The sequence below is a fragment of the Anaerobiospirillum sp. NML120449 genome, from assembly GCF_023051105.1.
GTDB lineage: Bacteria > Pseudomonadota > Gammaproteobacteria > Enterobacterales > Succinivibrionaceae > Anaerobiospirillum.
The window spans coordinates 61866-74470 of the sequence record NZ_JALKIL010000007.1; the positions used below are offsets into that span (position 1 = coordinate 61866).

A 12605-nucleotide genomic window follows, 5' to 3' on the forward strand; every position below is an offset into this window, starting at 1 on the left:
CGGCCGCTGCAGCCTTAACCATGCGGCATGACTGCCTCTTAACTGTTATTTACAGTTGGAGAGCACCATGTACAAAGATCAGTCCCGAGCTCATACGGATGTGAACAGTGCAGAACTGCCATGCCCCCCATGGCAGGCAGCAAACGAAGGCAGGCCCAAACGACTGTATGCCTGAGAACTGTCAAATGCTGAACTCCATCTCATCACGGCACCGTACGAGGCGACCATGACTGCCCGACAGGCAGGGAGTGGAAGACAGGACTGTCTGCCATGTTGACAACCAAAGCTGCATCAGTGCTCATTGAGGGTGCTGCCATAATGCATTGCATCAGCGTTCAGACTTATGCCTGAACTGTTTCGGGCAATAAGGCACAGCCTGTATCATGTAGGCATTAATGCATGCACCGGGGCATGGCTTCCATGAAGCCCGACCTGAGCCATCGTGCCAGGCATGGTCAGGCGAGCTGCTCTGGTAATGGTTAAGTGAGATAGTTTGCGAGGATAAACTATGAGTTCTGTTGCCGATAACCACACCCCTAATAAAAGGATCTCCAAGGCCATTATCGTCTCCAAGGTCTATCACAGACCTGTAGGCGGAGCCATTTCCGAAGTAGCCAAGCTGCTCAAAAATCTGGCCGTGGAAGCCTATATCGATCAGAACACCGCCGTAGGCTTTAACCTCGACGATATTCCTATCATTTCCCGTCGCGGCATCCGTGATGCTGACCTGATCATTGTAGTGGGCGGTGACGGCTCACTGCTGGGCGCCGCCCGCTCCATGGTCGATTTCAACGTGCCCATGCTGGGCATTAACCGTGGTCATCTGGGCCTGCTTACTGATGTCAGTCCGCAGAACCTCGAGAAATCCCTGAACAGAATTGTTGAGGGCCGCTACACCATCGAAAACCGCATGCTCCTTGATGTGCGTGTTTTCCGTCGTGATGAGGACGGCGCCGAAGAACAGATTGGTCAGTCCCTTGCCATGAATGAGACAGTCATTCATTCAGGCATTCTGGCACACATGATTGTCTGCCGCGTCTCCATTGATGGCAGCTTCATGTATTCCCTGCGAGGTGACGGCATCATTATCGGTACACCTACCGGCTCCACAGCCTACTCCCTGTCAGCTGGAGGTCCTATTATCGAGCCTCACCTTGATGTGCTCTCCCTGGTCCCAATGTTCCCTCAGTCACTCAACTGCTCCCCTATCATTCTTCCAGGCAAACGCAATGTTGAAGTGGAGTTTGAGTTCAAAGAAGATGTCCCTGAGTGGGTCAACGTCAACTGCGACGGCCAGGTAACCATTCGTGCCGACACCAAGTGCGTAGTATGCGTCAGCCAGCACGAATCCCCGCTGCAGCTTATCCACCCTGAGGGCTACGATTACTACAGCATCCTGCGCCAGAAACTGGGCTGGGGCCAGAGCCTCGTCACTTCTGACTGACGCAGGCGCTGATGCAGGTGCTGACGCAGGTGCTGACGCTGGCCAATCCCAAGGCCATAGCCATGGCTCAGAGCAATACCCCGCGCTCAGAGCCATAGCCCATGCTCTGAGCCAGAGCTCTGGGCAATCGCCTGCCGAAGATAAAGGCCACGCCAGGACAAAGCAAAGCAAGGCATGCCCCTACAAAAAGGGATCAGTTTCCACTGATCCCTTTTTGTTTTGTACACCTGCCATCATTGCCCCTGCCTGCTACCCGCTTTGTCAGCTGCAGCCTGTATAGTCCTGTTGCCATGACATGGCATGTATAGTCCGGCTGGCATGGTATGGCATGGCATGCATAGTCCGGCCGCCATGGCTGGCCATGGCAGCCGCACGAACGTGGCCTGCGTATCCAGATGGCTGTCGTACGGTCAGCGGATACAGGACGGCTTTATCAGCAGGTCAGCGCCCATGGCTGTAGCATGTGGGTTGAGGGCAGCCTTGCTTCAATGGGCAGCTGTAATAACCATCTGACTGGCATGCCTGGTGGTAAGGGGAGCATTGCAGTTAAGGGGATGCTCTAAATATTTTTTACCTGGTTATGATAAATTTGTAATCCAGAAAAAGGCCGATTCGGATTAGAATTAGCATTCACTGCACCGCAGGGTGCAGGCGCGCACTGCAGCCCGGCGGGCTGTTCGATCATTAAGGGGCTGAGCCAGCGCAGCAGCCCGATCGCGGAGCAACCATGTTAGAACAACTTAAATTGAGCAATCTTGCCCTGTCAGTTCAGGCCGAAGTAGATTTTACTCCCGGCATGATCTGCATTACCGGTGAGACAGGTGCCGGCAAATCCCTGGTGGTTGATGCCCTGGGACTGGTGCTGGGCTCAAAGGCTGACGCCAATATGGTCCGTCAGGGAGAAAAGCAGCTGGAGGTTTCAGCTCAGTTCTCCATTGAAAATAATGCCCGCGTTATAGGCCTGCTCGGAGAGTACGGCTTTCTTGATGACAAGGTGCCATACGGATCGGCAGCTGCCCGTGCTGCAGCGGCCAATGCCCGACCTCAGACCACCATACCAGCAGATCTCAACGCCCTTGCCCACCACAGCCATGCAGCCACGCCAGACCAGGCACAGGCTTATGGCCAGGGCCTGGCCCAGGGCCAGGGCCAGCCACAGCCGGAGTCCGTTGCTGCTGGCACTGAAGGATCAGCAGGCTTATCCATGACTGCCCAGGCATCAGATGCCCCGGCAGGAGCTGATGAATCTGCAGACACTGCAGCAGCTGCTGTGGCTGCAGCTGCTGAGGCTGAGGCAGCCGCCATGGCCTGTGACCAGGCTGATGGCCAGGCTGTAGGTCTTGAGATGCTGTCCACAGCTGAAATATGTGGAGACCTGGTGCTGCGACGCGTGGTTACAGCTGAGGGCAAGTCCAAAGCCTATATCAACGGTCATATGGCTACCCTGACCCAGCTGCGCGACCTTGGTGAGCACCTGGTTGCCATTCATGGTCAGCACGCCAGTGTCCGCCTTATGGATGAAAAGCATCAGCTTGAGACTGTAGATAACTTTGGCAAGCTCCGCCCTCTGGTAAATGAGGTCAATACCGCCTTTAACAATTACCAGAAGCTGCGCCAGGACCTGGTAAAACTCTCTGATCTGCAAAAACAGGGAGCTGCTACCTACCGTCAGGATCGCTATGACCTTGAGGAATTACGCCGCCTTGATTTTCAGGAGGGTGATTATGAAAACCTTGAGGCCATGTTTGACCGTGCCATGCATCAGGCTCAGTTCAGCTATATCCTGGCTCAGTTCCGGGCCATAGTAGAAGGTGGCGATTCCAATGTAGTGAGCATATTGCGTGAGCGCCTCATGGAAATGGACAAGGTCAAAGCCTTTGACCCTGATATTTCCCGCATTATGGAAAATATTGAGTCGGCTATTCTCCATCTTGAAGAAGGCACCAGCATTGCCGAGGACCTGGCCTCCCAGGGCATGGAAATGAGCACCAATGAGCTCGAGGGCAAGATGAGCAAGGCTCATGACCTGGCCCGCCGTTTCTCCTGTCTGCCACGTGAGCTCTATCTGATGAGCGATCGTATTGAGCGCAAGGTAACTGAGTTCCTTGGACTTAAAGACCGCATCACTGCCATGACAGAAGAAGTGCGCAAGGCCCGTGCAGAATATGAAGCTGCAGCCTCACGTCTGTCAGAGGCCCGTATAAAAGCCGCAGCTGAGCTCTCAGCCAGCATCTCAGGCAAGATCACCACTCTTGCCATGCCTGATGCCCGCTTTGACATTCAGATTCGCCGTGATGAGGAGGGTCGTCCTCGCCTGGGTGGCCGCGACGAGCTGTGCTTTATGTTCTCAGCAAACCTGGGACAGGACTTGCGCCCTCTGGCCGCTGTTGCCTCAGGCGGTGAGCTCTCACGCCTTGCTCTGGCCATTGAGGTGCTGACAGCCTCAGTCAAATCCACCCCTACTCTGATTTTTGACGAGGTCGACACCGGTATCTCCGGACGAACCGCCTCAGCTGTAGGCGACCTGCTTCAGGAGCTGGGGCAGTACGTTCAGGTCATTACCGTAACCCACCTGCCTCAGGTAGCGGCAAAGGCTCACACCCAGTTTGTAGTGGCCAAATTCAATGAGCAGGGCGGAGTTAACTCCACCATAACCATGCTCGACAGCGAGGGACGTATCGAGGAAATATCCCGCATGATTGGTGGATCGGTCATTACCGAAACCACCCGCCGCAGTGCCTACGAGCTGCTCAACGAAACTCTCTGACCTGTTGCTCTCAGCCCCCTGAATACTCAGGCAGCCCCATAAGGGACCTCAGGGCTCAATAAGGCACAGCAGCCCCCTCCATAATGAGATGCAGGCTCCATAAGTAACCTCAGGGCTAAATAATGCCCCACAGGCCCATTGAGCGGCATTCTGACCTCAGGTACCTGAAGATGACAAAGCCTTACTGTCCGTTACCGGGCAGTAAGGCTTTGCTGTTTTTGCACCAAAAGGGCTCAGTATTCTTATAAGTTAAGGGCTGAACGGCATTTTTGAGACATTTTGGGGAAAAATTTTTACAATAGAACTTGCCTGAAAGACAGCAACTGCTGTGCAGCATGCCAGGATCCTCAATCTGGCTGCATATTCAGAACGGAACTGTAAATACAGTGCACCAGGCAAGGAAAGTGATTTGGACATCAGCAGGAACTCAATGATCACAGCTGACAGAGACGTAACCAGTAATACCCAGGGACGCTTCTGGAACATACGCCCTGCCCGCAAGGAAGATGTGGCCCTCTTTACCGCTGTAGAGATGCGTTCCATTCCTTTTGAGCGCCGACTTGAAGGACCAGGTTACACCCTGCCCGAGCTTACCAGAGTATGGACCCAGCGTTTTCGCTCGGGCAAATACACCATACTGGTAGCTGTTGACAGAAAAGACGACAGCCGGGTTATGGGCTTTCTTGGAGCTCAGATTCCTGAGTTCAGAGAAGCCTATATCAATGCCCTGTATATTGACCCTCCACATATGAGAAAGGGACTGGCATCCGCTCTGCTGCTTACCTGTGAAACAGTTTGCTATCTCAACCACTGCTCAAGGATCAAGCTGTGTGTTGAGCCTATGAATACCTCAGGCATACGCTTTTATCTCAAGCATGGATTTACCAAAACAGACGAGAAAGTTCGCCATCTAAATGTCTACGTAAAGGAGTACTCTATATGCTGAAAGTCTGCATCGTCGGTATTTCAGGCCGCATGGGACACGCTATTTTTGAATGCTGCCAGGGACTGGAAGGATATAAGGTTGTTTCCGGAATCTCCAGGAGTGACTCTCAGATTCCCCTCGGTTTTAATGGTGAACTGGTCGACTCAGTAGAGAAGCTCACCGCTGCTCCTGATGTTTTCATCGACTTCTCTCGTCCTGACTGCTCCTTAAAGGTTCTGCAGTATGCCCGTGAAAACGGCTGCTCCGTAGTGCTTGGTACCACTGGCTTTACCGATGAGGAAAAGAGCCGTATCAACTCAGCTGCCAGCGCTGTTCCTGTAGTATTTGCCGCCAACTTCTCCGTAGGCGTGAATGTCATTCTGGCCTTAATTAAGAAGACCGCTGCCATCATGCAGGATGCTGACATTGAAATCTTTGAGGCCCACCACCGCTACAAGGTAGACGCGCCTTCCGGCACCGCACTTGCCATGGGTGAGGCTGCTGCTGAAGCCCGTGGCGTCAAGCTCAAGGACGTCATGGTTGCAGGCCGCAACGGCTTTACCGGTGAAAGACAGTACGGCACCATAGGCATCAGCTCCATTCGTGGCGGCGACGTGGTAGGCGAGCACAAGGCCCTGTTCCTGACCGACGGCGAGCAGGTTGGCATCGAGCACGTAGCTACCTCACGTGCCACCTTTGCCCGTGGCGCTATCCGCGCCGCCAAGTGGGTTACTGGCCGCAAGCCAGCCCTGTACAACATGAACGAAGTACTGGGCCTGGACAAGATCTAATCCCGACGCAGCAACTGCAGCTCCGGCAGCATGCCGCGCTGCCCAGGCAGCGCCAATGCGCAGCCTGTCCACGCCAGAATGCCGCCCGGCCGCGCAGGGCGGCAGCCAGTCAGCCCCAGGAGGCAGCCCGGCCCCGCCGCACAAGGCGGCTTCCCGGCTGCTCCAGGCTGCTGCCCGGCCCGAAACACTGAAGGTCACCTACATGGTGACCTTTTGTTTTTTCAGGGTCCGGTCAAAGTCAAAGGACAAAAAAAGAGCCCATATTTATGGGCTCTCAGGTGAAAGTTAATCTTTAATGAATAACAGGATACAGGGTCTGCGGCGGCCCGCTCTGAGCGCTGCCTGCAAGGCCGGAGAGCGGCCGTCAGCAACCTTGCACCTGCTCACAGCTGGCGCCGGGCTCTGGCTCAGACAGGCTGTGACGTAACTGAGCCCACTGTCGGCCCTTACAGCTTGAAGCGGCCGATCAGCGCCTTGAAGCTCTCAATCTGATTGAATGAGTTGTTAACCAGTTCGCTGGTTTCCTCAGCAATCTTGGCCACATCCCTGGTGGTGTTGGTCAGTTCCTGCATGGAAGCGGAAATTTCGTTGCTTGAAGTGCTCTGCTCTTCAGCTGAGGCAGCAATCTGAGAGATCTGGTTGTTTACATTCTGTACGTTATTTAGAATGTCATTTAAGACGTGGTCAAGCACAGAGGTGTTTTCAGCAAGTGCAGTAATGCCAGTAACAGAGCGGCCCATGGAATCATTGGCCTCATTGGCTACGTTTACCATGCGATCCACCTTGTCGGTAATCTCACTGGTAGAGGAGCTGGTACGGCTGGCCAGAGCACGAACTTCATCGGCAACCACGGCAAAACCACGACCAGCCTCACCGGCACGGGCAGCCTCAATGGCAGCGTTAAGAGCCAGCAGATTGGTCTGGGCAGCAATCTCATCAATGGTATTTACAATGCTGTTAATGCTACGTGACTGGTTAACCACCTCCTCAATCTGCTTTCCATTGGTCTTTGTAATTTCAGACTGCTCATAAATGGCATTAATGGATTCCTTGGCCTTGGTCATACCCTCAGCAGTCTTATCTGCAGAGGTCTGGGCAATGGAAGCAGCCCGATCGCAGTTCTTGGCAATTTCTTCAGTGGTAGCTACCATCTGATTGGCCGCTGCTGCTACTGTGATAGAGCGATTTTCGGTTTCGGCAGCATGTTGCTCAAGACGCTCGGCCAGAGCGCTGGCATGATGCATTTCCTCTGCAAGGTTATCTGCAAGATTAACCAGATTATTGATATCACTCGAAAGATTGACTCGCAGACTCTCAAGGGATCTGGTGAGGTAACCAAATTCATCGTTGTACTTGCTCTGAGCCGGAACAGAAAAGTCCTGCTCCTCAAGACGCTTGAGATCCTGAATTACCATGAATACAGCGCTCTTGATATAAGAGGAGGTCATCATGGCAATAATCAGGGAAAAGATTACAGCCAGAACACTGATTACCAGCACAATATATACAGGAGTGTCCTCTGCAATGCTGTCCACCTGACGGAATACTTCAGTAAAGAAACCATTGCTAAGGTACTGGAACTTGGCTTCCATATCAGAAAAAACAGGCACCAGCTCATTGGCATAGACGAAGATAGCCTCACGGCCCTTATCATCGCGCACGAGAGGAACTACACGCTGCTCAAGAATATCAAGCAGTTTGGCAGCATCACGCTTAATTCCGCCAATTTCATTTGGGTAGCTGCCAGGAACCAGAGCATCAGCATAACGTCTGAAATTGCTGGCCATGGTAGTCATTTCCTGTACGGTAGGAGCCTTAAAGTCGTACTCCTTGGCAGAACAGAAAATAAACAGTGACTTCTGCAGCTTACGTCCGGCATCGTTAACACGGCTGATACGCTGATAACGCTCCTCAAGGGTCCAGTGCACGTATGTAGCTACTTCCTGAGACCTTTTCATGGAAACAAGAGCTGAACCAGTAATGGTGAGGGTGAGGATAATAAGACAGCTGAAGCTCAGCAAAAGCTTGACCTTGATAGGAAGCCTGAAATACCAACTCATAACGACAATCCAGAATAGTTGATCACAACAAAATAACTGTGCGCAAGGCACAGCCTTAACTGCAGAAACTCCCACCACACAGTAATAAATAAAGGGAATCAGGACATGCTCTCTGAAAGATCTGCGTCCTTCTCTCCTGTATGAAAACATATTGAGACAGGGGACAGATGCCGCACATCAGACAGCAGCCCGATATATCTGCAGAAATCCTTTCTACAAAATTAAAGAAACCTTTTGACCTGTGGCCCTTACCGGCAAGCTGTTTAATCACCAGGTACCGAAAGGTCCATCCTGCCAGCTAAAAAGCAAAGTAAAGTAAATAAAGAAAAGCGCACCTGGCCTTACCTGGTCATACCGCGCCCCGAACTCAAAACGGAGCCGCGACTGTAGCGCAGCGCTTACGGCCGTTGCCAGAGCATGCCTGTCCCGCGTATTGAGGCCTGCATGAATGCAAACTTTTGTTGTCAGCCGACATTGCCAGAACGATAAAGCTCCTTGCCAGGTCAGGCATCAGGTTGCGGCGCGCACAATCAATAAACTTCGGGCACCGGCAAAATTAAAAGCAAAAAACAACAGAACATCAGCACATTGAAGCATGTCTGACCAGCATGAAAATCACGCTTAGGCAGCACCAGCTGAAGCTCTTTCAATTTGACGTATCAGTCATTTAATACCTTCCCTTTTCTGATATTTAAGCCATTTAACACCAGCACCAGAAACTTTTGGGGTGCAACAGGGCGACCGTGCCTGTACATTGCAAGCATGGCAAAAATCGTGGGATGCAGGCGTACCTGTCCCATGGTGCGTAGAAAAGGGAAAAAAGAAATGAAGATCTGCCTTTTGTCTGTCTGACAGATGCGCTGCTGTAACCAGTCAGAGCGCTCAATCGCAGCATGAATTAGTCATGCAAAATACTCACAGTCCTCGCGACTGTAATTTGGTCCCTGACAGGCAGGGACTGGCAGGCAGCCAGGAAACTCAGGACCTGCATGCCTGTTACATAAAACTGCTGTATACGGATTTGTCTGTCCAAAAACAGCTCAACTATGCCTGAATGCATAAGCTGCATAAGGACCTCCATATCAGCCACTCCCCACACCCGCACAGTTGCGCATGTCAGGAGGCAGGGCTCTATGGAGCCAGACACGGCATGATATACAAGGGGACCACACCGCTGTTACTTTCAGAAATTGCTCCAGGTGTTCACCGGCTCTTCAATGAACCGGCATGTTCCAGAAATCTTCTGTACCCTGCTTTGACAGGTATCAGAGAACATGTTTGATTTGCACGTACTGAAATGTTCAGCAAAGCACTTGTCTACAAGTAAACATGCGATCAGACAATGCGCCTTACTGATGCAACAAATCAAATTAGCTTTTCAAAAACACCGTATTTATGACGATTTGCCACAATGCGCAGGTATACTGCGCCTGCTGTATCATCTGCTTATGAGGTGTTATTGATACAGCTTTCCATGTAATTTGACGAATAATGATTAGCTATTTATAGCATCACAAAAAAATTAAAGCTACATCTATAGATTGTTATAGTGAGCTTGATCATGTACCCATAATGACCCACCACGCAGGAATGCCGCTTTGCGCAAAACAGATGAAAAATATTTGCATCTTGCAAATCAGATTCACCTGTATAAATTCATAAAAAGTTTCAGCCCCCTAATCAAAAAGTACCACCACAAAACAAATTGCGCGAAGCATAAGCTAAACCACGTACCACCGGCATCCAGGAAAACATGAGCATCTACAGTGCGGACTTGATACAGACCGAATATACACATATTCCTATCTATAAGAAAAGACACTCCCCCACCAAAAGTACCTGTAGAAAGTACTGCCAGCTTCCCTCATCACCCATAACCACAGCCATAGCCATAGCCATGCCTCATCCCCGTCAGCTTCGCCCGCTACCATCACCATGGCACGAGACTACTGACCCTTGCCTCCAACAAATCACTACGAACAGCCCCAGACGCCTGCAGGTGAAACAAGCAAAAGGACTGAAGTAACTCCCCGTCAGCTGACAGGAAATTTGGATATTACAGGGATTGCCATAATTAGCTGAACACGACTGCAAACCGCCAGGCTAAAAGCCCTGACGGTAAATCACAGGATAACGGAATAAATGAAATTTCGGAAATGTACGAACAGTCGCAAGGCACACCTCCCAATTCCCATGTAAAACGCTATACGCTTTGCAGCAGGCCATCACTGGAAATGCCTTGCAAGCCATGGAAAAACTGGGAGGAGCAGCTGCCTGCGAAATTTAATAACTGAAACACGCACTCTTGTCGCGATTAATCGCCTTAACCTGCCAATTCAAAAGTAAAGAACTCTGACACGAAAAGCTGCATGACACTTTATAAAGTAATTTACAGAGATTTACTGATTATGGCATGCATCGGGTAATGAACTTATAGTAAGACAGCATAGGACGGGTCCAGGCGTTATCGGAAAATACTGTCTCAGCAAGGATTTGATGCAAGCGAGAGAGCTGAGTAAATTACTGAATTTAATGTGCTGTGCTGGCAGGACTGAAGGATGCGCTGTGCTGGGCGTATTGAATGACGTGTTATGACGAAATGATATGGGATGAAAGGGTATGGGACGGGCCTGGACAAGATGGGATGTGATGGGGTGGGACACGATGAATTAGATTAGATGAGATGTGGCTGGGATGGAGGGGATGGGACGAGCTGGGACAGGATGGTGAATAATGAATTAGATTAGACGCGATAAGATGAGATGAGATGTGACTGGACAGGAAAGGATTGGACGTTAGAAGCCATTATGGCTGCTGGTCAGCCCCTGAAAAGCTAAGAGCCCAGGCTGCCGGAAAGTTTCCGGTGGCCCGAGCCCTCGCTTCAATCTTTTGCTCAGCTGATCAGGTCAGCTGAATATGGCTGATTAGAGTACACCCTGAGCAATCATTGCGTCAGCTACCTTACGGAAGCCGGCGATGTTGGCACCTAATACCAGGTTACCCTCTTCACCGAACTCACGGGCAGTTTCAGCAGCATTACGGTGGATGTTAACCATAATCTCGTGCAGCTTGGAGTCAACCTTCTCGAATGACCAGGAAGTCATGGAGGCGTTCTGCTCCATCTCAAGCTGGGAGGTAGCTACACCACCGGCGTTGGCAGCCTTGGCTGGGCCGTAGGCAATCTTGGCAGCAAGGAAAGCGTTGATGGCATCGATGGTGGATGGCATGTTGGCGCCTTCAGCAACACACTTACAGCCGTTGCTTAATAAGGTCTTGGCATCTTCGAGGAAGAGCTCGTTCTGGGTGGCACATGGGAATGCAGCATCACATGGAACGGTCCATACAAAGTGTCTGCCCTCTGGATACTCAGAAACAGGAACATACTTGGCGGTTGGAACCAGCTCAGCGTAACGGGTTAAGGAGGCGCGCTCAACTTCCTTGACCTGCTTTAAGACGTCAACGTTGATACCATTGGTGTCGTAAATGGAACCACGGGAGTCAGATACGGTTACTGGCTTGGCACCTACCTGGTAGAGCTTCTCACAACAGTAGATGGATACGTTACCGGCACCGGAAACAGCACAGACCTTGCCCTCAAGAGAGTCACCACGCTCCTTGAGCATTTCCTGAGCGAAGTAAACAGTACCGTAACCGGTAGCCTCAGTACGGGCCAGGGAACCACCCCAGCTGAGACCCTTACCGGTTAATACACCCTCGTAGGAGGTGGTGATGCGCTTGTATGCACCGTACAGGTAACCAATTTCACGGCCGCCTACACCGATGTCACCAGCTGGTACGTCAATAGTGTTGCCGATATAGCGATAGAGCTGAACCATGAAGGCCTGACAGAAACGCATAACTTCGTTGTCAGACTTGCCCTTAGGATCGAAGTCGGAACCGCCCTTGCCGCCGCCGATAGGGGTACCGGTTAAGGAGTTCTTGAAGATCTGCTCAAAGCCTAAGAACTTTAATACGCCCTCGTTAACGGTTGGGTGGAAACGCAGGCCGCCCTTGTAAGGACCGATAGCAGAGTTGAACTGAACACGGTAGCCACGGTTTACCTGAATCTCACCCTTGTCATCAACCCATTGTACAAGGAAGTGGATAACACGCTCAGGCTGAACGATGCGCTCCAGGATCTTATTCTTCTGGTAGGCAGGATTCTTGTCGAGAGCAGGCTGTAAGGTACCTAATACCTCTTCAACGGCCTGTAAGAATTCTGGCTGATAGGAGTAACGAGCGGAAAGCTCAGAGAAAACCTGCTGTGAATAAGACATGGAAAGTCTCCTGTTTAATTGCAAGATTGAAGTCGATGGTGATAATTTACGCGCCCCGCCCCTATGGGGCAATAAAAATATGAATCAGGCCCCATAATTCCTGAATTAAGCACCATAAATGAAAATTACCGCACCAATTTGGACGCGGTTTTTCAAGATCAAAATTAAGTCAAAAATCACGCCCTCGCCAGGACAAAATAAAGTCAAACATTATATTTATCAGAATAGAGAATCTAAATATTTCCGCACAGAGCATCATTGACACTCAATTTCCCCCAGATCGACTCTAAAATTACGCTTCAAAAACAGTGCAGCAAAACCATCATAATGTGAGCAATATC

Annotated in this window: 6 protein-coding genes; 4 read left to right on the plus strand and 2 right to left on the minus strand. The window is 51.1% G+C overall.

Features of this window, described 5'->3' with window-relative positions:
- Positions 1–508: 508 nt before the first annotated feature.
- The 4 genes from MXE41_RS03505 (at position 509) to dapB (ending at position 5927) form a co-directional block, all read left to right on the plus strand.
- On the plus strand, positions 509–1444 hold the full coding sequence (locus MXE41_RS03505) for an NAD(+)/NADH kinase (RefSeq protein ID WP_247099387.1): 936 nt from the start codon (positions 509–511) through the stop codon (positions 1442–1444).
- Positions 1445–2171: 727 nt separating this feature from the next.
- Complete coding sequence (locus MXE41_RS03510) at positions 2172–4211, plus strand: DNA repair protein RecN (RefSeq protein WP_247099388.1); 2040 nt, start codon at positions 2172–2174, stop codon at positions 4209–4211.
- Positions 4212–4620: 409 nt separating this feature from the next.
- Complete coding sequence (locus MXE41_RS03515; RefSeq protein ID WP_246976712.1) at positions 4621–5157, plus strand: GNAT family N-acetyltransferase; 537 nt, start codon at positions 4621–4623, stop codon at positions 5155–5157.
- A complete protein-coding gene (gene dapB, locus MXE41_RS03520) occupies positions 5151–5927 on the plus strand; it encodes a 4-hydroxy-tetrahydrodipicolinate reductase (RefSeq protein ID WP_246976709.1) in 777 nt (258 codons plus the stop codon). The genes MXE41_RS03515 and dapB overlap by 7 nt, the downstream gene beginning before the upstream one ends.
- 446 nt (positions 5928–6373) lie before the next feature.
- Here dapB and MXE41_RS03525 read toward each other — a convergent pair whose 3' ends face one another.
- Positions 6374–7987, minus strand: a complete 1614-nt coding sequence (locus tag MXE41_RS03525; protein WP_247099389.1) for a methyl-accepting chemotaxis protein — start codon at positions 7985–7987, stop codon at positions 6374–6376.
- A gap of 2924 nt (positions 7988–10911) precedes the next feature.
- The gene (gene gdhA, locus MXE41_RS03530; RefSeq protein WP_247099390.1) at positions 10912–12264 is read right to left on the minus strand and encodes an NADP-specific glutamate dehydrogenase; all 1353 of its coding nucleotides are present in this window, start codon (positions 12262–12264) and stop codon (positions 10912–10914) included.
- Positions 12265–12605 lie beyond the last annotated feature (341 nt).